This is a genomic window from Pseudomonas sp. NFACC10-1 (assembly GCF_900119195.1).
Taxonomy (GTDB): Bacteria; Pseudomonadota; Gammaproteobacteria; order Pseudomonadales; family Pseudomonadaceae; genus Aquipseudomonas; species Aquipseudomonas cerasi.
Genome location: NZ_FPJB01000003.1, coordinates 231521 through 255074 on the forward strand (window position 1 = coordinate 231521; position 23554 = coordinate 255074).

Here is a 23554-nt window from a genome sequence, read left to right on the forward strand (position 1 = left end):
CCTGAGTCGGGAAAAATCTCTGGATGAAAAAGTTCTTCAGTCTGTTTGCCACGTTGCTGGTGCTGGCCGTCGCGCTCTGGATCGGTCGTACGCTGTGGATCGACTATATGGATAGCCCATGGACCCGCGATGGCCGGGTGCGCGCCGATATCATCAACGTGGCCGCCGATGTGTCCGGCACTGTGGTCGAGGTGCCGGTGCGTGACAACCAGTGGGTAAAGCGTGGCGATCTGCTGATGCAGATTGACCCGGAGCATTACCGGATCGCCGTAAAGCAGGCGCAGGCGTTACTGGCTTCACGCAAGGCAACCTGGGAGATGCGCAAACTGAATGCCAGGCGGCGTGCCGACATGGATGAACTGGTCATCTCGGCGGAAAATCGTGACGACGCGAGTAACGTAGCCACCTCGGCCCTGGCCGATTACCAGTTGGCCCAGGCGCAACTGGAGGCGGCCGAGCTTAACCTGTCACGCACGCGGGTACTGGCGGCGGTGGACGGTTACGTCACCAACCTCAATGTCCATCGCGGTGACTATGCGCGTATCAGTGAAGCGAAGATGGCCGTGGTCGACATGAACTCGTTCTGGGTCTACGGCTTCTTCGAGGAAACCAAATTGCCGCATCTGAAAGTGGGTGATGCTGCGGACCTGCAACTGATGAGCGGCGAGGTGCTCAAGGGCCATGTCGAAAGCATTGCACGCGGCATCTACGACCGTGACAACCCGCAAAGCCGCGAACTGATCGCCGACGTCAACCCGACTTTCAACTGGGTGCGTCTGGCCCAGCGCGTGCCGGTGCGTATTCATCTGGACGCTATACCTGAAGGCGTACTTCTGGCAGCGGGAATGACCTGCACGGTGATTGTCAGGCCGGTAGAGGGCTGATGCTTGAGGACGCAGAGCGTCCAGAACGGCATGCCGACGCGGAGCGTCGCACGATAGGCAGGTGATCGTTCCGCACGCTCCAGCGTGGGAATGCAGTTCGTGACGCTCTGCGTCACAAGTCTGTGTTCAATCCAAAGCGTTTTCTCAGGCCCATATCCAGTAGCCCTTTGGGCAGCAACCACGCCATCAGCGGCAGCAGGCGTGAGCCGTTGCCAAGACGCAGAAGGCGTGGCGGATGGGTGTGTTGCACGGCCTTGAGCAAGTCTTGAGCGAATGCTGTGGCGGGGGTAGGGTTGTCCAGTGAAGCTCTGGCGCGTGCACGAATGCCTTCGCGAATCGGCCACCACGGCGATTGCTCACTGATCAGCTGCTCGGCTTCGTGGCTGGCATTCTGCGCAAAGCTCGACGCGATCGCGCCTGGCTGAACCTCCATCACCTGTACGCCGAATGGCGCCAACTCCAGACGCAGCGCATCACTGAGCGCATGCACCGCCGCCTTGGATGCGCAATAAGCGCCCGCGAACGGCGTGACCAGCACACCGGATACGCTGCCGATGTTCACCACCAGCCCCTTGTTGCGGCGCAGTGCCGGAAACAGCGCCCGGGTCACCCCGACGACGGAAAACACATTGGTTTCGAACTGTCGCTGCAAGGCCTGCACGCCGCCGTCGAGCAGGGGACCCATCGCGCCATAGCCAGCGTTGTTGATCAACACATCCAGGCCGCTGTGCTCCAGACCGGCGGCCAGTTGCTCCAGCGCCAGGCTGTCGTTGACGTCCAGTTGTACGGCGATGAAACCCGCTGCACTGAGTGCCGCGACATCGTCGGTCTTGCGCGCAGTGGCCCAGACTTCATAGCCAGTGGCCTTGAACGCGTCGGCCAGAGCACGGCCGATTCCGCTAGAACAGCCTGTAATCAAAGCGATGGGCATGAGGGAGATCCTTGTGGTCAGTCCGAGAAACTGCCTTGTAGATGTTCTGCGCGAAATTCCAGGGTTTGCGGGCGGTACCCGTTGCGCAGTGCCGGCACCGGCACGCAATCCTGCCACGTACCTTTGGCCTGAAGTTCGCCGGGGCCGCGGTAGCGCGCGGATGCGTAGGTGTTGTCGATCAGATTCACTGAATCACCAGGCGCATAGGCCGCTATTCGCCAACGCAGTTCCTGCAGGGTGACCTGATTGGTGTTGGTGATGCTGACCTGCAACGGACGATCTGCCGGGCAGTTTTGCGGATCGTAACTCAGGCGGATATCCAGACGCTCAAGCTGGCGTGTTTCGCGGCTGTCCTGCCAGATGACGATGGCCGCCACCGCCCCAAGCCCGACCGCCGCAGCCAGCGAGACGGGCAAGGCCTTCGCCGGGTAGCGGAGCAGAAGGATGAGCCAGGTCAGGATCAACAGGATGCCGATAAACATGCAGGTCTCCAGCAAAGGTAATGCTGGACATCCTACAGAACCTGGGAGGGGGACGTCGCGCAAATGAAAAGCCCCCGACAACTCTCTGCGTATAAATCTGCGCAAAGAGTTGTCGAGGGCTGTGTTACCTGTAGCGTGCAGCTAAAACCCTATCAACGAGCGATAGTTTGCGTCTTCACACCCGCTTCCAGCGCGTTCGAGCGACCGTAGATGTCTTCGAAACGCTCGATGTCGTCTTCGCCCAGGTAGCTGCCCGATTGTACTTCGATGATTTCCAACGGGATCTTGCCTGGGTTGCGCAGGCGATGGACCGAGGCGATCGGGATGTAGGTGGACTGGTTTTCGGTGAGCAGGAACACGTTCTCGTCACAGGTCACCTGCGCAGTACCGGATACCACGATCCAGTGTTCGGCGCGGTGGTGGTGCATCTGCAGCGACAGGCAGGCACCCGGCTTGACGGAGATACGCTTGACCTGGAAACGACCGCCCATGTCTACCGAATCGTAGGAGCCCCACGGACGGTACACTTCGAGGTGGTTCTGGGTCTCGGTGCGGCCCTGTTCGTTCAGGGTGGCGACCATTTGCTTGACGCCCTGGACCTTGTCCTTGTGGGCAATCATCATCGCGTCCTTGGTTTCGACGACCACGATGTTGTCCAGACCGATCACCGACACCAGTTTGCCGTTGCCGTGGATCATGCAGTTGCGGCTGTCCTGGATGACGACGTCGCCTTTGGTGACGTTGCCGTTGGCGTCCTTGGCGTTGACTTCCCACAGCGACGACCAGCAGCCGACATCGCTCCAGCCGGCCGACAGCGGTACGACGCAGGCGCGCTGGGTTTTTTCCATGACCGCGTAGTCGATGGAATTGTCCGGGCAGCAGGCGAAGGTCGAGGAGTCGATTTCAAGGGCGTCGCCGTCCTGCACGCTGCGCTCAAGGGTCAGCAGGCAGGTGTCGTAGATGTCCGGATCATGCTTTTTCAGTTCTTCCAGGAAGCGGCTGGCGCGGAACAGGAACATGCCGCTGTTCCAGTAGTAGCCACCGGCTTCGACGAATTCCTTGGCGCGTTTTTCGTCAGGTTTTTCGACGAACTGCGACACGCGGCTGACGCCTTCCGGCAGCAGGGCATCGGCGGTGGACTTGATGTAGCCATAGCCGGTTTCAGGCTTGTTGGCCGGTACGCCGAACAGCACCATTTCGCCACGCTCTGCGGCGACGGTCGCCAGTGCCAGTGCGCGTTGCAGGGCTTTCTGGTCTTCGATGACGTGGTCGGCTGGCAGCACCAGCATCAGGCCGTCGTTGCCTTCGTTGACCAGCTTCATGGCAGTCAGTGCAACGGCGGGTGCCGTGTTGCGGCCGAACGGTTCCATGAGGATCGCCTGGGTTTCCAGGTTCAGCGCAGCGAGTTGCTCGTTGACGATGAAACGGTGGTCCTTGTTGCAGACCACGATAGGCTCCTGCATGCCCTCGAACACCAGACGCTCCAGGGTTTGCTGGAACAGGGTGTGCTCGCCGGTCAACGCCAGGAACTGTTTAGGGAATTGTTTACGCGAAAGCGGCCAGAGTCGTGAACCACTACCGCCTGACAAGATAACTGGAATCATTTTGTTTCTCCAAAAGCATTCAATTAGGGCCGTACGAGGTGTCTGTCGTTTCTGTCTTGTTCTTGTTCCGCGCGGGTCGGTTCAACGCTGATGCCCTGAACCGACCGGCATAATCCGTTTAGCGGGTAGCAACCGGTGGCTTGACCCACACTGGCGAGAGGCTGCTGCCACTGCCGGTGATGTAGAGCACAGCGGCTTCGCCACGCTCCAGTGCCACAGGTTTCAAATCGGTGACTTTCTTGTCGCCGTCGTACAGCGCCAGGCTGACTTTGACCGGGTTGATTTCACGCTCGCCGGTGCCTTTGGCCGCTACAGCCTTGACCACGTCGGTCTTGCCATCAGCGGTTTTCAGGGTCAGGGACTTGTCGCTCAGGTTCTGCACACGAACCAGGGATTTCTGCTTGTTCTTGAACGGTGGCTCTTCGACCAGCTGTGGCTTGCCGCTGGCGTTGTTGACGATGGTGTAGTAGTGATCACCCGCCAGTTTCACCGGCAGGCTCTGGCTGCCCAGCTTGGCGGTGTAGTCGCCCTGCGGCATGAAGCTGAACGCAGTGCTGCCCAGTGGCGCCACTTCGTTGAGATTGGTGTTGCCAACGGTGGCGCTGATTTCAGCGTTGCTGGCGTTGTAGACACGCACGAAGGTCGAGCCTTTCGGTGCGGTCGGGCCGTACAGGGCGGAGTCACCGGCGAAAGCCTGCAGGGACATCAGGCCCAGACCTGCGGCCATTGCGCAGGTTTTGAAAATGCGTTTTGCGGCCGAACGGTTGGCAGTAGTGTTGAAAGTCATGAGTCAGTCCTCTCAGTTTTGCGCCCGGTTGGGCGACTCGGATTGTTTGGCGTTGAGCGCCACGTTTTCTTGGGTGTCACGCGATTTCTTCAGCTCGGCGATCCACTTCGGATCGAACTCGCCAAGATCGTTGTGTGCCGGCAGGTAGCGCTCCGGGAACTCCCAGATCACCACTTGCGGCGGGGTGTTCTTAAAGGCATCGGTCTGCAGGTACTTGAGCATCGGCAGGATCGGGCCATGGCCGTCTTCGGCGTAGTTGACGACATCGCTGCGCAGCGCTTCTTTCAAGGCGCCGACGAAGTTCCAGTTAGGGTTGGCGCTGTAGCTGGTGCCCACCAGACCCACCGGGATGTCGCTGTCTGCGAACAGTGCGTCACCGCCTGCCGCCTCGCCTGCTACCGGATCGGTACTGCGTTTCTGCAACTCGTCCGGCTTGGGCAGCATGTTGCTGAACAACGGATCGAGCGGCAGGAATGTAGTCAGGTCACCTTTGTAGGCTTCGGTTCCCTTGGCTTGTGTGACGAACTGCTCAGGTTCACCTTCCAGTGGTGTTTTCTGGGCAATCGCGGCGCTCAGTTGCTGCGCGGCGACTTCGGCACCCATTGGCGTCCAGTGGGTGTCGGTGCGCAGGAAAACCTGGCCCTGTTGCTTGGCAGCTTGCAGCGGCGCCAGCAAGTCCGGGGCAAAGATCCCGGCCTTGGCGACCTGCGCGTGGAACTGCTGATACAGGTCGGTGTGCAGGCTGGCAGGCTTGTTGTCACCGATGTGTTCCGGGTACAGACGGGTCTTCGCCGGAACGATCGCCAGGACCAGTTTGGTGCCCTGTTTTTCCAGCGCGTCACGCACACCCTGAATGATCGCCAGGTTGTCGGCTTCGTTCTGCTCGCCGTTGGCAACCGCATCGAACTCTTCGTCGGTGTACAACCACTGGTCCTTGCCGAGCACGACGCCCGGACGACCTTCGTTGAACAGTTTGAAATCCAGCGCCGCCCAGAGGTTGGTGCCCAGGCGCTTGATCGGGAACTCATCATCGTAATGAGTTTCCGCCGCCTTGGTCCATTTGCCGTTGAGCACAGTGGTCTCGGCCGACGTCGAGAAGGTGCTGAAGCTGCGCAGCGACCAGACGCCCAGGACCAGCAGAATGGCCAGGAAGATGGCGATGTAGAGGATTCGTAATGAACGCGTCATGTCAGGCTCCTCAGAACTGGAAGTAAAGGAACGGCGAGAAGCTTTGCGCCGAAAGTTTGAGAATCGAAGCCACGAACAGCAGCAGGATCAGTGCACGCATGGCGTAACGTGGCCAGTCGGCAACCCAGTACGCAGGCTGCACCTGAGCTTCGCTGCCCACGGTGTAGCCTGGCAGGTGCAGACTGCCGGGAGCATCGCCGGGAACGGCCTTGATGGTGCCCGGTTGGGCGGTCGCAGGACCGTCAGCCTTGGCGCTCTTGCCGGTGTCTTTTTCGCGGTTCTGGTAGAAGTCGCGCAGACCGAAGAACGCCAGCGTCAGATACGCCACCACCAGTGTTGCCACTTGCAGACCGGTCAGGCTGGCGCGGTTGAGTTCCGACAGCTGCCACTCGCCGAAGCTGAACATGGCGCTGTACATACGACCGGCGACATGCAGGTTTTCAGCGCGGAAGATGACCCAGCCTATGACCACCAGCAGGAAGGTCAGTGCCCAGCGGATCGGGTTGAAACTGTAAGGTTTGGTGTTGATACCGACCGCTTTTTCGATCGCCAGCCACATGCCGTGCCAGGCACCCCAGATGATGTAGGTGACGTTGGCACCGTGCCACAGACCGCCGAGCAGCATGGTCAGGAACAGGTTGCGGTAGGTCGCGAACTTGCCGCCGCGGTTGCCGCCCAGCGTGATGTACAGGTAGTCACGCAGCCAGGTGGACAGGCTGATGTGCCAGCGACGCCAGAACTCGGTGATCGATTGGCTGATATAGGGCTGTTTGAAGTTTTCCATGAAGCGGAAACCCATCATCAGACCCAGACCGATAGCCATATCGCTGTAACCGGAGAAGTCGAAATACAGTTGCGCGGTGTAGGCCAGCGCACCCAGCCAGGCATCGCCGGTGGTCGGGTTTTGCAGGGCGAAGCAGTGGTCGGCGACCACCGCCAGGGTGTCGGCGATGAACACTTTCTTGATGAAGCCCTGCATGAAGCGCGTGGCACCTTCGGAGAACTTGTCCAGCGTGTGTGTACGGTTGTTGAACTGGTCGGCCAGATCGCGGAAACGCAGCACAGGGCCAGCGATCAGGTGCGGGAAGATCGCGACGAATGCAGCGAAGTCGATCAGATTGCGCGTGGCCGGAGTATCGCCGCGGTAAACGTCGATGATGTAGCTGATGGACTCGAAGACATAGAACGAGATACCGATCGGCAACAGCACGTGAGTCAGGATGAACGGTTCCAGACCCATCGAGGTCATGGCTGCGTTGATGCTGTCCACGCCGAAGTTGGCGTATTTGAAGTAGCCCAGAATACACAGGTCCACTATCACGCCAAGCAGCAACCATTTCTGTGCCGGCTTGGTCCGCACACCTGCTGCGCCCACCTTGAGACCGATCCAGTAGTTCCAGACGGTCACGCCGACGAACAGCGCCAGAAAGTCCACTCGCCACCAGGCGTAGAAGATATAGCTGGCAATCAGCAGCAGCAGATTGCGATAGCGTTGCCCGCTCAGGTAGTACAAGCCGAGGAAAATCGGCATGAACAGGAACAGGAACACGTTGGATGAGAAAACCATCCTTATCTCTCCGTTTGTCCAACATTCAAGGGCTAAAGCCCCCCCAAACCCCCCGTTGAAATTGGGGGGTAAAACACGTCGCGTTACGGCTTGTCGGTGAAGCAGCTCAGGCGAGGTCCGGTCTTACGGATTAAGCGCCTGGGCGTGCCTCTTCGCGAGCAAGCTCGCTCCCACAAAGAACTCTGTGAATCACGAACCGTCGTTATCGCCCTTGTCGCCTTTCTCGTGCGTCGGGTCGTAGACCTTGGTCAGGTCACCGCCCAGACGGAATGTCTTGAATGGCTGCTTTTCGTGTTTCTCTTCCAGCACATCCGGGCTGCAGGTGTAGAGCGAGCAGTACGGTTCGAGCCAGGCGAATTTCGGATCTTTCTTCAGGTCCGTCATGTCCTGTTTCTCGCCGTTGTGTTCAGCGAAAATCGAAGGATCCTTGACGCCGGCCAGCACCCGGTCGCCCAGACGCTTCAAGGCGCCATTGTTTTCCGGACGCAGGTCCACGCCATTGGCCTGGGCGAAGCTGGCAATCATCGCGAGCGGCGGTAGTGCATAGTTGTGATACGACAGTGCCCGCTGACGGCGCTTCATCTCGTTGGGCAGGAAACCGTCCTTGTCCACTTGATTGGCAGCGACCTTGTATTCCTTCACGGCCCAGTCGAACAGGTCCTGACGATTGGTGGCGACAGCGGTTGCCATCACCGACCAGGCAGCCCAGTACGAGTGGTTGTTGATTTTTTCCAGCGGCAGATTGCTCCAGTCGCTGACCACCTGATCGGCCAGCTTGCTGAACCAGGTCTCGATGATCTTCGCGTCCTGCTGACGATTGGCCAGCGGGTGCGACTCGGAGAACTTCAGACGCAGGTAGGCGGAGGACATGCTGCCCAGTGCCCATTTGCGCATGGATTTACCGGTGTGGTTGAACTCGCGCGACTCCAGCGCATCGGCCTTGGCCCAGGTGGTCATCATGTTCAGCGCACAATCGAGTTGTTCCGGACGACCGTCGCGCATGTACTGCATCACGACTTTGCTGACGCCACGCTCAAGGGTGGTGATGTCCTTGGTCGCGTCGCGGAACGCTTCTTCGGATACCGCATTGAGCGTTGCGCGTGCTTTGTCCGAACCCTCGTACTTGCTGCGGAAGACCAGCTTGTCGGTGTAGGGCTTTGGAATGGCTTCACAGCTGAAGTTGTGATCGCCCGTCTTCATTTTTTCGATCGGGGCGTCATAGCCCTTGGGTGGAACCAGTGCGGCGGACGCGCCCGTGGCCCACGCCATCGATGACAGGATTGCCATCGACAGCAGGGTAGGGCGTATCAGTTTAGGAGTCTGCATAAGTCACCTCATAGTCCGGCTTGAGCGGTGTGTGTCGCAGCGCTCGGGAACACGTTGCGTTTGCATACTTTGGCTTCGACTTTTTGTGGTGCCGTGCCTGCTTCCGGTCCCTGGACTTCCAGCGCCAGCAGTTGCTGGTTGGCCCAATCCTCATCCTCGCGCAATTCAAAGGCGAAGCGTCCATCGGTGTCTGACGTTTCCGGTTTCTCGATTTTCAGATCCTCATGGCGACCGTTCATGTACCAGAGTCTGGCCTGAAGGACTTTCACCGAGGTGTCGTCAAACTTGATGTCGATCTGATTGCTGCCGTTGCGAATGTCCTTGATGCCATTCTTGCCATTGACCAGCAGTTCGTTGGTACCCGGCTTAAGCGTGGTGCTGGCGCTCATGACGGCAGGCTTGCCTTCACAGCCGTTGTCCAGCAGCGACATCATCTGGCGATAGATGGTCTCCTGATCCAGGCGATACAGCGGCGAGAATTCCCAGATGAGAATCTTCGGCGGACGCTTCTGAAAGTCTTCACTGCCCAGGTACTGCAGCATCGAACCTTCCAGGCCACCACCAGGGAACGCCACGTTCAACACGTCAGCGCCCATGTATTCCTGCAGGAAGCCCGCGAAGTTGTAGTTCTTGCCGCTGTGGCTGGTACCGACCAGGGTGATTTCCGGGTTACCGGAATCGCCGAACAGGTCGCCGTCGCCCGCCTCACCCTTGGGCTCGGTGGTGAACTGGTCCATGTACTGGATCGCGTAGCTGGTACCGCACAATTGACCTGCCATATTGTGCAAAGTGCCCGTCTTGCCCATGCGTCCGGAAATATGGCTTTCGAACTCACGCTTGGGGATATCGCCGTAGGCCGGAATCTTTTTCACGGTTTCGGCGACGATCTTCGCCGTACGCTGTGCGCCATACGGCGTCCAGTGCTGGTCACCGCGGAAGTAGAAGTCATGCGCCTGCTGCTCGTTGGTCAACGGCGACAGGTCAGGGACCCAGTAGCCCATCTTGCTGAAGCGGCCAAGCATGGCCTGATAGTTTTTCAGCGCCTTGTCGTAGTCGAACTTGTCGCGTTCGGCCGGGAACAATTTGTTGCGATCCACCAGGCCACGGGTCGGCTGATACACCACGACCAGTTCGACGCCTTTGCTCTTGAACGCATCGTGCAGTTGTTTCATGCGGCGATAGCCGGCAGGCGTGGTGTCGAACTCGGTGCGCAGGTCTTCCTGAGTCCGGAACAGCCAGTCACCCTGAGCCTGGACCAGCGTGGTGAAGTTCTGCTGATAGCGCGTTGTGTAGTTTTTCGCATCATGCGCGGCCGGGCACAGCGAGCAGCAAGGCTCGGCCTTGAACGTCGGCGCTTGCGAGTCGTCTGCCCGAGCGACACCAGCGGCGGCCATCAAGGCGGCGGTGAGGCTGGACAGGCTCAACAGCTTGATCAGATGTGCGTGCATAACAATACCCTTCCTCATTCCCGCAGCTCGGTCTGGCTTTCGACGGGGTCGATCAATACGGCTTTCTTCTGGCGTACCAGCAGGTCGAGGATTTCGTCCTGGCGCTCACCGAGGACGCCGTTGAGGCTGATGCCGACTTCTTTGGTAGGCATCAGCATCGAGACGCGATACAGCTCGACACTCAGTGGCGAGTCGATGGACAGCGGGCCGGAACCATTGCTGGACAGTTCGCCGCCAACCATGATCAGCGAGACCTGAGCGTCGAACGGATCGAGCTCAATGTCGCGGTCGGTGTCGCTCAAGTCCTTGATGTGGCCGTAAACGCCCATCAGGCCGTTGCCCATGGCGACGTTCTCGTACAGCTTGATATTCACGCTGTTGCGCACGCGGATACCGTGGCGGCGGTTGGCGATCACGCGATTGCCCCACAGCAGGTTGTTGCCGCTTTCGTACAGGGTGATGCCGTCAGTGTGGTTCTGGTAAATCTCGTTGTAGGCGACGATGTTGCCGACGCTGTTACGGTCCAGAACCACGCCGGACAATTTGTTGTTGTGGCTCTTATTGCGGAAGATGAAGCTGTTGTCGACTTCCCGGGAAATGATGATCCCGTGCTTCTTCTTGGTCCCGTAAACGTCGTTTTCGGCGATGATCAGACCGTGCGAACGGTCGTGCGGGTCAATGCCGTAAATGATGTTGTCGCGGTAGGTGTTGCCTTTGACCACGAAGTCGCGGGTTTCATAGCAGTAGAAGCCGTACCACATGTCCGAGAACTCTGAATCGATGATCCAGCCCGTCGGTTCGGCACGCTTGAGAATCTTCGCGGTGTTGGGTGTGTACTGGGAAATACTGATGCCATAGGACTTGCTCTGGTCGTAGCCCATGCTCGCCATTTTGGTATTGGCGATCCAGGTTTCCGAGCCACCCCAGGTCAGCAGGAAAGGGCGAAACTCGTCAGGCTTGCGATAGGTCGCCAGGCTGTTGCGGGTTTCACTCCAGGCGTTGACCTGAGTGTGAGTGATCAGCATCTTGCCTTCACTGACGATGAACGAGCCCTTTTCCTGAGACAGACGCAACTCCTTGGTCTTGCTGTCGATCTCGAAGATCCCGGTTTCCTTGATCAGGATTGGCAGGCGCGCCACGTAGACACCTGGCGAAACCTCGTTGAGGAACTGCTTGGGCACCTTCCTGGCCAGGTCCTGCAGGCTCACGTAGCCGTCGGAAATCATGATGGCCTGGGGGATGCCGCGCTGACGGTTGACCCATTCGGCCATCTTGTTATCGCCGCCGATGAATTCCTTCAGGCCGGTTTCTTCCATCATCCGTGAAACAGTGACCTTGCCCGGTTTGTTGCGCACGATCTTTTTCAGGGCGGCTTCGGCGGTGTAGCCCTTGAGGTCGGGCAACACCGGCTTGGCCATTTCCAACGGCTCGGTCGGCGGGCTGGTGATGGTGTAGGTCTTGGCCTGGTGCAACTCCTTGACCACCGCCTTCTGTGTGTCGGGTACGACAGGCGCGTTGGCCAGCGCCACACCGCTGGCCAGCAGCAGGGCGCTGGTCAGCAGTGCGCTTTCGAGCAGGGTGTGCGGCCAGTGTCGGCTACGCCCGTTGCTTGTATGACTGTTCATCTCTGGCACTCCTTTGGCGGTTCGCATCAGAAGCGCCAGATGACGTCGACAACAGCGCGGTGCATGTAGCTGTCCACGTTGTTCTGATACGCGTCGCCTGGCTTGAAGACACCTGCGCGCAGGCGCACCAGTGCCGAAGGTTCATCGAACGACTGGCTCAGCGAAGCCGGCAGCAGGCCTTGCTTGAAGTACTTGGTCACGACCAGGTCCATTTCCTGACCCAGGTCCTTGCTGCCGTCTTCCAGCGGCAGCGAGCTGAACGTACCGTTCTGGTTGTCGTTCACCGCGTTGATGCCCGAGCCACCGATACCGGTGTTGCCGTCCACGCGACGGAACTTGTGGTAGATCAGCGACGCGTCGTATTCCTCGTTCATCTGCCAGGAGGCGAACAGCGAGCCGGTTTCCACGTTGGCCATTTCGCCCTGGAAGGCTTCACCGAAACGATGGATGCGCGAACGCGTACCGGTCCAGTTGGAGCGGTTACTTTCCAGACCGTTCTGGACGTAGTCCTTGCTGGCGCGCGAGTAGGCGGCGCCGACTTGCCATTGTGGGTCCAGACGCAGGCGCAGGCCCAGGTCGGTGGCCCAGCCATTCATGTCACGGCTGTTCTTTTCGCCGGCGATGAACTGGTCGTTGGGAGCGGAGGTCACGCCGATCTCGTCGCGCGTTCCGTTCAGCCAGGTCAGGCTGCCCCAGTAGTTGAGCTGATTGGTGTTGCTGCGATAGTTGTAGGCATCGCTGTCAGCCTGCAGGCCGACCCAGGTCAGATCGCCATTGGAGGTCTTGTCCAGATCATCCAGCACCTGGCCCTGCGACTTGAGCTTGCCGTCGTCGGCACTGTGGTGAGCACGGATACCGGCCCAATGGCCTGGTGTCCACTGGTAGCTGACCGAGCCGAACAGGTGCTTGCGATCTTCGTCGTCAGGTGCCAGTTCGGTCAGGTCGGTGCGGTATTCGCTGAAACGCTGGGCAGCACCCAGTTCAGCGCGCAGCAGCGTGGTATCGAACGACCAGTTGATGGCCTCGATATTGGTGTCGTGCCATTGACCGTCGTCGTTGCGCAGACGCTGACGACCGACTTTCAGGATCTCGCCAGGGTAGGGCGTGAAACCGCTGTAGCCGATCCAGAACTCACGCAGTGCGGCGTAGGTCTTGTCGGCTTCGCGCTCGCTGGCCGTGCCACGCGAAGTCTGGGTGCCGCTGCCGTCGCTGTTGCTCTGCTCCAGCGGGTCGGTCTGAATGATGTCGGTGGCGGTGACCACCTGGCCCATCGCGTAACCGCTCCAGTCGCCGCGCTCGCCATAGACCCAGGGACGCAGATCCAGGCCCACACCGTTGACGTCGCCGCCCGAACGGGTGCCCAGATCGCGATCATCCTCGGCCTGCGCCGTGGCTTTGATTTCGATACCGAAATTTTGCGGTTGTTCGGTCAGCGCTGCCAGTGTCGGGCAGGCCCACAACAGGGTGAAGCCAAGGCCCATGCCGGCGGCCATCAGGGGATTCAACTTCATAATGCTTCCTCACCGTCTTTTTCTTCTTGCAGGGCCTGCAATGCCATCGCGTTCTGAGTGGCGTTAGCGCCCCGGACTTTTTGCTCGCGTGCCAACAGGTCTTTGGCGGTGGCGAGCTTTTCAGGCGGCAGTTGTGTATTGAGGGCCTCGGCAAGCTCGGTCGCTTGCGGGGTCTGACTGGCCAGCGCCAGTTGCGCGAACACCCAGGCGTTGACCGGGTCGGGCATAGTGCCCTTGCCCTGCGAGAACAGTTGCGCAAGGGCGAAGTCGGCGCTGTTCTGGCCACCACGGGCGGCGGTCAGCAGCTCGTCCACGGCTTTTTGCGAGTAGACCTGGCCCAGGTAGCCGCGACGGTAGATCTGACCCAGGTAGTAATGGGCAGAGATTTCCGTGGCGGTGGCTTTCTTCAGGTGCTCCTCGGCCTTGAAGGCATCGGGCGTGACCCATTTACCTTCGTAGTACAGGCGTCCAAGCAGCAGCTCGGCGCGAGGCTGGTCTGCCGCGCGGCCGTTGTTCAGGTATTCCATCATCTTGTTGACGTCACCCAGTTCGGGGAAGTCGTAAAGCAGTTTGGCCAGCGTGACCCACGAGATCGGGTAGCCCGGCGCAACGTTTTCCAGCAATTGCTGAGCGGTCTTTTCGTCTGGTGTACCGATGGTGGAGTCACCCAGTACACGCGCGACGCTGTCCACACGTTGAGCATTGACGCGGCCAGCGGCGTAGTCGCTCTTGAGCTTTTCGATCAAGGCCGTGCGCTGCTCGGCCTGGCCACGTGTCTGGTAGACAGTGGCCAGTTCGACGTAGCAGATATCCGTGGCCGACAGCGCCTGTTTGCAGATGCTCTCGACCTCATCGAGGTGTTGAGCATATGTGCCTTGAGTGCGATACAGCAGCACCTGAGCCAGACCTGCCTCCGGATAACCGGCAGCGCGCCACTCACTGATCTTCTGCTGCGCATTCACTTCAGGGAAGGTGTGCGGGTATTGCAGATACAGCATCGCCAGCGGGATCAGCGTGCCGGATTCGCCATTGGCGAAGGCCTTTTTCAGCAGGCCTTCGGCTTCGCGATGTTCGGCTTCGGTAGCGTCGGGCTTGGCAGCCAGCAGACGGCCCAGGCGCGACTGCGCACGGGGGGAGGTCTGCGCGGCAGCGCGGTAGGTAGCTTCGGCCTGCTTGAGCTGAGCCGGGTCGCGAGTCGCGACCTGAATATCAGCCAGGCCGACTTGCGCGTCGCTGTAGCCCAGGTCCGCCAGCTGCCGATAGTTCTGCTCCGCCAATGCAGTGTCGCCGCTTTTCAGGGCTTCATTGGCAAGGCGTTGATCAGGCAGGCCGGCACAGCCGCTCAGGCCGAGCGCGACGGCGAGGCTCAGTAGCGTGGGGGTCGACAGGCGTCGTAGTGGGCTGTTCATGGTTACAGACCCGCAGCCATTGCTTTATCGATCAGCCAGTTCACGGACGGGCCGCGATCGCTGACCACTTCGACAGGGCGACCGGCAAGCGAGCTGCTCAGGCTTTCGTCAGGCTTGATCTGCACGCGGATGTCGGTGGACAGGTCGGCGTCGCTCAGGTTGGTGCTGCTGATGATCTGACCCGTGCGCAGTTTATCTTCGCCAGCGATCTGGAAGCTGACACGTGTGCCTGGCTTGACGTCGTTGAACTGGCGATAGGTGAAGCGAGCTTCAACCGTGGCCGGCGCGTTGCGTGGCACCAGTTGGAAGATCACCTGACCCTTGGACGCGAACTGACCGTCGGCAACCAGCTGGCGAGCCACGACGCAATCGCACGGGCTGGTCATGGTGCCGCTCATCTGCTTGCCATACAGCTCTTCGATCTTGGCCGGCTGCAGGTCTTCACCGGTCAGGCTGCCCTTGAGCATTTCCAGCATGCTGGTGTTGAAGGACGCCAGTGGCGCGCCTTTGGCGGCTTCGCCATTCTGGGCGACCAGGCTTTGTACGGTACCTTCACGCGGCATGGTCACGTCCATGCTTGGAATGGTGACCAGACCGGCCGATGCATGGCTGACGAAGTACAGGCCGTAGATCGTCTTGAAGATGAAGCCGAAAGCGGCCAGACCGACAATGAACACGCCCAGGCTGAAGGTCACGGCGCGCAGGCGACCCATGGCGCTCATGCCGCTGTCCTTGCCCTTGACCTTGCGTGCCTTGGTGAAGTTATCGCGCTGCAGCGTGGCCAGCACTTCACCCAGGGTGACGACTTCGCCGGACAGGTGCGAGGTGATCAGGTGGCGCAGGGTAGCGATGTCCTGAGGTTCCAGATTCTGGAACTGGCAACCGATGCGGTTGCTGGCGTTGTCGATCGAGCGCACCTGCAGATCGACGTCCATGGCCAGGCCAAGGTTGTCGATGATGAATTGCAGGCGTCCCTTGACGATCTGCCCTTCGCTGAATTTCTGCCCGGACGGAGCAACGAAGCTCAGGCCACCGGCCGACAGGTCTTCGACACGTACCAGTGGCGCGTTGGGCTGATCATTCAGCAGACGCAGCTTGGCAGGGATCTTGATCCGCGCGTGTTGGCGCTGGGCTTCGGATTCATGTACGACGTTCGCATTCACGGCTGTATTCATGGCTATTTTTCCTACTTAAGCGATTAATCCGTTGGCCCGGTCAAACCATCGTCAACAGCACAGCGACGAAGATGGTGCCAGCCGAGAAAGTCATGGTTCGGGACGACCACGTGTTGAACCAGCCCTGAAAGCTGGCCATGTCGCGGCTTAGTTTGGTGTCCTGGCGAGTCCAGGACTGGCGGTCCAGGCGGAAGAAGACATAGATCTTCATCAGCGCGCCGACGATCTGGTTGTAATAGAGAATGATCGGGTAGGCAGGCCCGATCCTGTGTCCCGAGAGGGACAGCAGCAGGGTGAGGATCAGACGGGTCATGCCGATCCACAGCAGATACATCAACAGGAACGCGCCGCCATACTTGAAGCTGGCGATCAGGGCGACGGTCAGACCGAGGATGGAGGTCCACATCGACACACGCTGGTCGAACAGCACGATGCTGGTGAAAATCCCCAGGCGACGTACGCCCAGACCCAGTGCACGCGAGTTCTGACGCAGGTTGTTGCCGTACCAGCGATACATCAGCTTGCGGCTGGCTTTCAGGAAGCTCTTCTCGGGCGGGTGTTCCACGGTGTTGATCGCTGCGTCCGGCACGTAGAACGTGTCGTAACCCAGGCGCATCAGGCTGAACCAGCTGGACTTGTCGTCGCCGGTCAGGAAGCGGAAGGTGCCCAGACGCCAGTGATTGAGCGAGTCGCTTTCCACGTCGGCAATGAACTCGGGGTCGGTTACCACGGTTGCGCGGAACACCGACATGCGACCGGTCATGGTCAACACGCGTTTGGACAGGGCCATCGAGCACATGTTGATGTGACGCTGAGCGAAACGCAGCTTGTGCCACTCGCTCATGATGTAGCCACCACGTACTTCACAGAACTCGTTGGTGGTCAGGCCGCCGACGTTGTCGAACAGCTGGAACCACGGCACGGTCTTGGCGACCACTCCTTCGTTGAGCACGGTGTCGCCGTCGATCACTGCAACCACCGCACGGCTGTCAGGCAAGTGACGCGAGATGGCGCGGAAGCCATAGGCCAGACCATCGCGCTTGCCGGTGCCCGGAATGCGTACGAAGTCCAGCTTGACGCGCTCCGGCGGGTTGAACTTCGCCCACATGCTCTTGACCAGCAGCTCATCGGACATTTCCACCAGCGAGCAGACGATAGTCGTCGGCAGGCCGCAGTCTATGGCTTCGCGGATAACCGAGTTGTAGACCTGTGCGGTGGTCAGTGCGTCGATGCGGAAGCTGGTGACCATCAGAAACACATGGGACGGGTCTGCTGCACTGCCCAGCTTGCGAACCTTGCGTCGCAAGTGCGGGTAGACGATGTACAGGAAAATCATCCCGCGCACGAAGTGCGTGATCCCCATCGAGTAGCGCCAGATACCAACGGCGCCAATCAGGAATATAAAGTTCTTCGACTGTGAGTCGAAGATACTGGTAGGCAATGCCGCGGCAAGGCCCATGAGTAAACTTAAATAGAACAGCCAACCTGCGGCCTGTAACAGGCCGTGCTTGAGCCTCTGCATAATCGTATCCCTAAGTCAGTTGCGAGCCTCAAGCCCCAGGCTGCAAGCACATTGCTTGAGCCTGTGGCCTGGAGCCTGGCGCTTGTGGCTTGCGGCTGATTTACCAGCAGATACCTTCGGCACGACCGTCTTCGCTGGTGGCGTTGGCCATGAAGCCCACCAGATCGATGACGCGCTTGCCTTCAGGGGTCTTGTTGGCGAGGGCGCGGAAACGCTCATCGCGGTTGCCGAGGATGATGACGTCGGAGTCATTGATGACTTGGTCGAAGTCCGAGTTCAGCAGCGAGGAAACGTGCGGAATCTTGGATTCGATGTAGTCCTTGTTGGCACCGTGAACGCGTGCATATTCAACGTTGCTGTCGAAGATGCTCAGGTCGAAGCCCTTGCCGATCAGCATTTCGGCCAGCTCTACCAGCGGGCTTTCACGCAGATCGTCAGTACCGGCCTTGAAGCTCAGGCCCAGCAGTGCAACCTTGCGGGTGTCGTAGCTGGCAACCATGTCGAAAGCGTTCTGTACTTGCGACGTGTTACTGCGCATCAGCGAGTTGAGCAGGGGAGCTTCAACGTCCAGGCTGCCGGCGCGGTAGGTCAGGGCACGAACGTCTTTCGGCAGGCAGGAGCCGCCGAATGCGAAGCCAGGGCGCATGTAGTACTGGGACAGGTTCAGCGCCTTGTCCTGGCAGACAACGTCCATCACTTCACGGCCATCGACGCCGACGGCCTTGGCAATGTTGCCGATTTCGTTGGCGAAAGTAACCTTGGTGGCGTGCCACACGTTGCAGGTGTACTTGATCATCTCGGCAACAGCGATGTCCTTGCGAATGATCGGTGCATCGAGTTCTTCGTACAGCGATTGCAGAACGTCGCCCGACGCTTTGTCGAACTCGCCGATCACGGTCATTGGCGGCAGGTCGTAGTCCTTGATCGCAGTACTTTCGCGCAGGAACTCAGGGTTGACGGCGACGCCGAAGTCAACACCGGCTTTCTTGCCGGAGCAGTCTTCCAGAATCGGGATAACAACGTTGGCAACAGTGCCCGGCAGTACGGTACTGCGAACCACGATAGTGTGGCGAGTGGCTTTGTCACGCAGGACATAACCGATTTCGCGGCACACCGATTCAATGTAATCCAGTTCCAGATCGCCGTTCTTCTTGCTCGGCGTACCGACGCAGATCATCGACAGGTCGGTGGCGCGAATGGCTTCGGCGAAGTCTGTAGTGCCGCGCAGTTTTCCGGTACTGATACCTTTCTGCAACAGCTCTTCCAGACCCGGTTCAACGATAGGTGATTTGCCGTTGTTGATCAGGTCGATCTTGGTGCTGGAAATATCCACACCAACTACTTCGTGACCGCGGGCAGACAGGCAACCGGCACAGACTGCACCGACGTAACCCAAACCAAATATGCTGATACGCATCGTATTCTCCTCGATTTTTCACGCCATAAATTGGCTGGATATTAATTTTGGCCAGCAGATGTCACGCGCCATCCCTCACGGCTAACAACGCCGTGGAACTAACGCAGGCATATTTAATGAGTGAGTGCCCAAAACAAGTAAGGCGAACTCAAATGACACTAAGTGCAAGCGGCAAGTAACCTGTCCGTTCGGTCAGGGCCTTGCTCTCCTTGGATGCAGTAAACCACTCCTTGTTCGACGATTGACGGCGGACCTCGGTAAGCCTGCCTCTGGCGCAAGCCAGGGCCGTCCTGTTCGAATCCTGCGCATCACACCGGTTCGGCGCTTCGCCTGTCTACAACATCAACTAGTGATGTGAGTTTAGTTCTGGTACCTGACGCCAGGATCACGTGGGCCTGGCTTCCGTGTCGGTAACTTCCCGTTTTTCGAGGCGACCTGTAAGTGATCTCTTACACGTCAGCCCAGAATTGTTACGGGATGTAGGAGCGTATGAATTCGTATTTAGTTCCTGGCCGCTCGTCCTGATTTGCAGATTTTGCGGTATCCGATTTGTCACAGGGAGGGTATCGAGATGATGGCTTTTTTCGTAAAAGCCTCGATTTACGAGGGGTGTAGAGGGGTGAATATGAAAGTGCCACTACTGTAAAAAGCTGAAACGCCACTAGTTAAAAAAATGGATTTTTTTTTAAGAAAAAATCGCACGTGAGTGGCGAGTCGAAAAGTTGACGTTTGTCTGGCGTCATGAAGTTGGCATTTGGTGTTGGATCGTAGGACAGGCCGTGTAACAGCGCTCTGTTACACGACGGTTACATCATCTAGTGTTCTGCGATGTTGCGCAAAAACACCAACTTGTCAGGGGTCGACTGTTCGCGGTTGTAACGATAGCCCTGTACATCGAACGCTTGTAATGCTTCGGGATCGTTGATGCGCTCTTCTATAACGAAGCGGCTCATCATGCCGCGTGCTTTTTTCGCATAGAAGCTGATGATCTTGTACTGGCCATTCTTGAAGTCCTTGAACTCGGTGTCGATGATCCTTGCCTTGAGCGACGAACGTTTGACGGCAGAGAAGTATTCAGTCGAGGCCAGGTTGAGCAGCAGGTCGTCGCCCTGGTCTGCCAGCGCTTCATTCAGCCATTCGCTGATCCGCGTGCCCCAGAAGGCGTAGAGGTCCTTGCCGCGAGCGTTGGCCAGCCGGGTGCCCATTTCCAGCCGGTAGGGCTGCATCAGGTCCAGTGGACGCAACAGGCCGTACAGACCTGACAGCATGCGCAAGTGGCCCTGCGCGTAGTCGAGCTGCGTTTCGCTCAGCGTTTCCGCTTCCAGGCCCGTATAGACGTCACCCTTGAAGGCCAGCAGTGCCTGCTTGGCGTTGTCGAGGGTGAAGTCCGGGTTCCAGCTGCCAAAGCGTGCCGCGTTCAATCCGGCCAGCTTGTCGGACAGGTGCATCAGTTCGCTGATCTGCGCCGGCGTCAGTTCACGCAGCTGCTCGATCAACACCCGGGAATGGTCCAGGTACTGCGGCTGAGTGAAGCGGCCGGTCGTGGGCGGTGTCTCGAAATCGAGGGTTTTTGCCGGGGAAATCACCATCAGCATGAAATCGTCTCCTTTTATCGTCCGTGGATTCTAGGGGCTGACAGCCTGCGACTCCAGCTATGGTGGCGATAGAGACCGTTCCGCGGGTGATGGCAGCATGACCTGCGGCTTTGTATGCGCGCCGACATAAGAAGCCCGGCGCATATCAGCTATAGTGGCGCGCTGGTCATGACGTTAATGGTTGATCGAGAGGACATCGGGTTTGCGTATCGTTTTAGCAGTGTGTGCAGGTCTGTTCTGGCTTCAGGCGCAGGCGGCAGCGCCGGTCATCGCCACCATTGACCGCAGCGTCTGGCCTGAACGGCTCGAGACGCCGGGGTTGTTCGACGTCGCGTCGCGTGCGGAGATCCTCGCCTTTGCCCACGAGTTGTACCTGAGCGAAAAGCTCGACGAGGAGGGCCTCAAGCAGCGCCTCGGCCTGCGCTTCGTCAACGTGCCGTCGTTGAATGTGGTTCGTCATCGGCTGTGGCTGCGGTTGCTGGAGAACTACCAGAACGCACAGAAGAGCTGTGAGCAGGACGCCAATTTCTGTGTGCTGGTCGAGGACATGGATCAGTTGCGGCAGCGCGCCGAGGAATACCAGGTATCCAACGATTCGTTCTATGCCAACTGGGCCAGACCCAGCGCCGCATTCCACCAGCGTTACCTGAACGAGCTGCTGTTCATGGCAGCCCTGTTTCCGCAGACCAGCAGCGAGATCGAACGCTACAACTCCGATGAGATGAGCGGCGACGAGATGCCGGATCGCACCTTCATGCTCAACTTCGAAAGTGGCCCGAGCCCGGCCGACGGTGGTACCGACTGGCTGGCTGACTTTATGCGCCAGCAGAAAATGACCGCCACCTTCTTCGTGCTGGGCAAGAGTCTTCAGGAGCGTCTCGAAAGCACGTCGGTTGCAGGTTTGCAGGCGCTGTATCGCCAGCAGTGTGTGGGCATCCAGGGCTGGGAGTACCGTTCGCACAGTCAGTGGCTGGACTGGCAGAATTCAGTGCAACGCAGCGCGGCACTGGTTCAGCAGGTGTTGCCGGACAACTTCGTGCCGCTGTTTCGCCCTCCTTATGGCCATCGACGTGCCGACAGCGGCAACTTCTTCCGCACCGAGCATTTGCGCGTGTCATTGTGGAATATCGACGCCGAAGACGACACCGGAAGGCTTTCTGCAGAGCAGGTGGGCGACCGTGTACTGACCCTCATGCTGCTCTGGCGCAAAGGGACGGTGGTATTCCACGATGTGGCCAACAAGGCGCAGTCGGCGCTGCCACTGCTGCTGGCCAATACCGCGCAAAGCGAGTTGATCTGGGACGATTGCCGAAATATCTCTGAAGCGCCCGAAGAACAAGGGCTGCAGAGCAGTGAAGAGGCTGCGCCGGAAGGGGAATGAAGGCAGATTCGGCGTGGGTGGACTTCTGACTTTAAACGTGCGGGGTACGTCCGCCAAGTCCTATTCGTCAGGCTGTGAAATAAACTTCAAAAAACTGTCAAAGAGCTTTTTTCTGTCATCCCTTTTGCTGTATTACGAATACAGACCGCCGAAACCTGCAACACAGGTGGCGTCTTCCAAGACCCACCTTGAGCGACATTTCTGCCCTGCCTGAAGGGGAGAATCCGGCGGCCTTTTCGTGGCGCAGTACTGTCGTGGTTCTGCGTCGCCCGGCTTCTACAAAGGTGAGCGAGTATGGATGACCACGGACGCACCCCTTCCACCAACCAGCCAATCCTTTACGTGCTCGATACCAACGTATTGATTCATGATCCAAACGCACTGCTGAACTTCGAAGAACACCACGTCGCCATCCCCATGACGGTTCTGGAGGAACTGGACAAACTCAAGGCCGGTAAACATTCGGTTGCTGCCGAATGCCGTCAGGCCATCCGTCTGATCGACAAGACCCTGGGCGAAGCTTCGCCTGAGGAAGTCGAGAAGGGCGTGCCCATCGATCGTGGTACAGGCGTGCTCAAGGGCTACCTGTCGATTTTGATGAGCAAACGCGAGGAACCCAACAGCCTGCTGCCCGAGCACCTGAACGACAACATCATTATCAACCAATTGATTGACCTGCATGCGCGCAACAAGGACTTGAGCGTCGTGCTGGTGACCAAAGACATCAACATGCGCCTCAAGGCGCGCGCCTGTGGCATTGCTGCCGAGGATTACAGTACAGACCAACTGGTCGACGACGTTTCACTGTTGTCGCGTGGCTACCATGACATGACCGGTTCGTTCTGGGACCGCGTCAGCAAGGTCGATACGCGTCAGGAGCGTGGTCGTACCTGGCACCGCGTGCAGCTCACTGAAATGCTGCCGGCGGTTCATATCAACGAGTTCATTGTCGATGAGCAGGGTTTTGTCGGCTGGATCAAAGGCGTCAAGAACGACGAACTGCTGATTCTCGACATGCACCAGGAGCCTTTGCTGCATCAGGAGGCCTGGGGGCTGAAGCCGCGCGATATCTATCAGGGGCTGGCGCTGTTTGCGTTGCTCGACCCGGATATTCATCTGGTCAACCTGTCAGGCGCTGCGGGCTCGGGTAAAACCATTCTGGCCCTGGCCGCTGCCATCGAGCAGACCATGGTCACCAAGCGCTATCGGCGCATCATCGCCACCCGCAGCGTTCAGGGGCTGGATCAGGAAATCGGTTTCCTGCCCGGCACCGAGGCGGAGAAGATGGAGCCGTGGCTCGGCGCTATCACCGATAACCTCGAAGCGCTGCACATGGATGACGAAAACACCCATGGCAGTGTCGATTACATCCTCAGCAAGGTGCCGTTGCAGTTCAAATCCCTCAACTACATTCGAGGTCGCAGCTTCCAGCAAAGTCTGATTCTGATCGATGAATGCCAGAACCTGACCCCGCACCAGATGAAAACCATCATCACGCGTGCCGGTGCCGGTTCCAAAGTGGTCTGCCTGGGCAACCTGGCGCAGATCGACACCCCTTACCTGTCGGCCACCAGTTCCGGGCTGACCTACCTGACGGAGCGCTTCAAGGACTTCCCGAACGGCGTGCACATCACCCTGCAGGGCGTGCCTCGCTCGATACTGGCCGAATACGCGGAGAGTCATTTGTAAATCAGATGCATGC

18 protein-coding genes are annotated in these 23554 nt (G+C 58.9%); 3 read left to right on the plus strand and 15 right to left on the minus strand.

Annotation, left to right across the window (positions count from 1 at the left end; genetic code table 11):
* Positions 1–23 precede the first annotated feature (23 nt).
* Complete coding sequence (locus tag BT119_RS09725) at positions 24–884, plus strand: efflux RND transporter periplasmic adaptor subunit (RefSeq protein ID WP_072365540.1); 861 nt, start codon at positions 24–26, stop codon at positions 882–884.
* A 112-nt stretch (positions 885–996) separates the two neighbouring features.
* Here BT119_RS09725 and BT119_RS09730 read toward each other — a convergent pair whose 3' ends face one another.
* The 15 genes from BT119_RS09730 to yaaA all read right to left on the minus strand — a co-directional run bounded on the left by BT119_RS09730 (position 997) and on the right by yaaA (position 20471).
* On the minus strand, positions 997–1815 hold the full coding sequence (locus tag BT119_RS09730; protein ID WP_072365542.1) for an SDR family oxidoreductase: 819 nt from the start codon (positions 1813–1815) through the stop codon (positions 997–999).
* Positions 1816–1832: 17 nt separating this feature from the next.
* A complete protein-coding gene (locus BT119_RS09735; RefSeq protein WP_003365419.1) occupies positions 1833–2297 on the minus strand; it encodes a hypothetical protein in 465 nt (154 codons plus the stop codon).
* 152 nt (positions 2298–2449) lie between these two features.
* A complete protein-coding gene (locus tag BT119_RS09740) occupies positions 2450–3901 on the minus strand; it encodes a mannose-1-phosphate guanylyltransferase/mannose-6-phosphate isomerase (protein ID WP_003415201.1) in 1452 nt (483 codons plus the stop codon).
* Positions 3902–4019: 118 nt separating this feature from the next.
* Positions 4020–4688 (minus strand): alginate O-acetyltransferase AlgF, encoded by a 669-nt coding sequence (locus BT119_RS09745; protein WP_072365544.1) that lies wholly within the window; start codon positions 4686–4688, stop codon positions 4020–4022.
* Between the two features lie 12 nt (positions 4689–4700).
* Positions 4701–5876, minus strand: a complete 1176-nt coding sequence (locus BT119_RS09750) for an alginate O-acetyltransferase (protein ID WP_003365413.1) — start codon at positions 5874–5876, stop codon at positions 4701–4703.
* A 10-nt stretch (positions 5877–5886) separates the two neighbouring features.
* Positions 5887–7443 carry an MBOAT family O-acyltransferase gene (locus BT119_RS09755; protein WP_003365411.1) on the minus strand — a complete coding sequence of 519 codons (1557 nt, stop codon included), beginning with the start codon at positions 7441–7443 and terminating at the stop codon, positions 5887–5889.
* 189 nt (positions 7444–7632) lie between these two features.
* Complete coding sequence (locus BT119_RS09760) at positions 7633–8769, minus strand: mannuronate-specific alginate lyase (RefSeq protein ID WP_003365409.1); 1137 nt, start codon at positions 8767–8769, stop codon at positions 7633–7635.
* Positions 8770–8777: 8 nt separating this feature from the next.
* Positions 8778–10217 carry an alginate O-acetyltransferase AlgX-related protein gene (locus tag BT119_RS09765; protein WP_003365406.1) on the minus strand — a complete coding sequence of 480 codons (1440 nt, stop codon included), beginning with the start codon at positions 10215–10217 and terminating at the stop codon, positions 8778–8780.
* A 14-nt stretch (positions 10218–10231) separates the two neighbouring features.
* A complete protein-coding gene (gene algG, locus BT119_RS09770) occupies positions 10232–11842 on the minus strand; it encodes a mannuronan 5-epimerase AlgG (protein ID WP_003433627.1) in 1611 nt (536 codons plus the stop codon).
* Positions 11843–11868: 26 nt separating this feature from the next.
* Positions 11869–13353 (minus strand): alginate export family protein, encoded by a 1485-nt coding sequence (locus tag BT119_RS09775; RefSeq protein WP_003433626.1) that lies wholly within the window; start codon positions 13351–13353, stop codon positions 11869–11871.
* Positions 13350–14762: an alginate biosynthesis TPR repeat lipoprotein AlgK gene (gene algK / locus BT119_RS09780; RefSeq protein ID WP_072365546.1), complete on the minus strand. Its 1413-nt coding sequence runs from the start codon at positions 14760–14762 to the stop codon at positions 13350–13352. Before algK ends, BT119_RS09775 begins: the two co-directional genes overlap by 4 nt.
* A gap of 2 nt (positions 14763–14764) precedes the next feature.
* Complete coding sequence (locus BT119_RS09785; RefSeq protein ID WP_003365396.1) at positions 14765–15937, minus strand: alginate biosynthesis protein Alg44; 1173 nt, start codon at positions 15935–15937, stop codon at positions 14765–14767.
* A gap of 40 nt (positions 15938–15977) precedes the next feature.
* Entirely contained in the window at positions 15978–17459 is a 1482-nt protein-coding gene (alg8, locus tag BT119_RS09790; protein ID WP_002552255.1) for a mannuronan synthase, read from the minus strand.
* A gap of 100 nt (positions 17460–17559) precedes the next feature.
* Positions 17560–18876 carry a nucleotide sugar dehydrogenase gene (locus BT119_RS09795; protein ID WP_003365389.1) on the minus strand — a complete coding sequence of 439 codons (1317 nt, stop codon included), beginning with the start codon at positions 18874–18876 and terminating at the stop codon, positions 17560–17562.
* Positions 18877–19691: 815 nt separating this feature from the next.
* Positions 19692–20471, minus strand: coding sequence for a peroxide stress protein YaaA (gene yaaA / locus BT119_RS09800; RefSeq protein WP_058397466.1), 780 nt, complete (start codon positions 20469–20471; stop codon positions 19692–19694).
* 202 nt (positions 20472–20673) lie between these two features.
* Here yaaA and BT119_RS09805 point away from each other — a divergent pair, with 202 nt between their 5' ends.
* Positions 20674–21852: a polysaccharide deacetylase family protein gene (locus tag BT119_RS09805; protein WP_054080675.1), complete on the plus strand. Its 1179-nt coding sequence runs from the start codon at positions 20674–20676 to the stop codon at positions 21850–21852.
* A 294-nt stretch (positions 21853–22146) separates the two neighbouring features.
* Positions 22147–23541 carry a PhoH family protein gene (locus BT119_RS09810; protein WP_003365383.1) on the plus strand — a complete coding sequence of 465 codons (1395 nt, stop codon included), beginning with the start codon at positions 22147–22149 and terminating at the stop codon, positions 23539–23541.
* The last annotated feature ends 13 nt before the right edge of the window (positions 23542–23554 follow it).

Coding starts and splice junctions, on each gene's coding strand:
- BT119_RS09725 (WP_072365540.1), top strand. CDS start 24: ATGAAAAAGTTCTTCAGTCTGTTTGCCACGTTGCTGGTGCTGGCCGTC.
- BT119_RS09730 (WP_072365542.1), bottom strand. CDS start 1,815: ATGCCCATCGCTTTGATTACAGGCTGTTCTAGCGGAATCGGCCGTGCT.
- BT119_RS09735 (WP_003365419.1), bottom strand. CDS start 2,297: ATGTTTATCGGCATCCTGTTGATCCTGACCTGGCTCATCCTTCTGCTC.
- BT119_RS09740 (WP_003415201.1), bottom strand. CDS start 3,901: ATGATTCCAGTTATCTTGTCAGGCGGTAGTGGTTCACGACTCTGGCCG.
- BT119_RS09745 (WP_072365544.1), bottom strand. CDS start 4,688: ATGACTTTCAACACTACTGCCAACCGTTCGGCCGCAAAACGCATTTTC.
- BT119_RS09750 (WP_003365413.1), bottom strand. CDS start 5,876: ATGACGCGTTCATTACGAATCCTCTACATCGCCATCTTCCTGGCCATT.
- BT119_RS09755 (WP_003365411.1), bottom strand. CDS start 7,443: ATGGTTTTCTCATCCAACGTGTTCCTGTTCCTGTTCATGCCGATTTTC.
- BT119_RS09760 (WP_003365409.1), bottom strand. CDS start 8,769: ATGCAGACTCCTAAACTGATACGCCCTACCCTGCTGTCGATGGCAATC.
- BT119_RS09765 (WP_003365406.1), bottom strand. CDS start 10,217: ATGCACGCACATCTGATCAAGCTGTTGAGCCTGTCCAGCCTCACCGCC.
- algG (WP_003433627.1), bottom strand. CDS start 11,842: ATGAACAGTCATACAAGCAACGGGCGTAGCCGACACTGGCCGCACACC.
- BT119_RS09775 (WP_003433626.1), bottom strand. CDS start 13,353: ATGAAGTTGAATCCCCTGATGGCCGCCGGCATGGGCCTTGGCTTCACC.
- algK (WP_072365546.1), bottom strand. CDS start 14,762: ATGAACAGCCCACTACGACGCCTGTCGACCCCCACGCTACTGAGCCTC.
- BT119_RS09785 (WP_003365396.1), bottom strand. CDS start 15,937: ATGAATACAGCCGTGAATGCGAACGTCGTACATGAATCCGAAGCCCAG.
- alg8 (WP_002552255.1), bottom strand. CDS start 17,459: ATGCAGAGGCTCAAGCACGGCCTGTTACAGGCCGCAGGTTGGCTGTTC.
- BT119_RS09795 (WP_003365389.1), bottom strand. CDS start 18,876: ATGCGTATCAGCATATTTGGTTTGGGTTACGTCGGTGCAGTCTGTGCC.
- yaaA (WP_058397466.1), bottom strand. CDS start 20,471: ATGCTGATGGTGATTTCCCCGGCAAAAACCCTCGATTTCGAGACACCG.
- BT119_RS09810 (WP_003365383.1), top strand. CDS start 22,147: ATGGATGACCACGGACGCACCCCTTCCACCAACCAGCCAATCCTTTAC.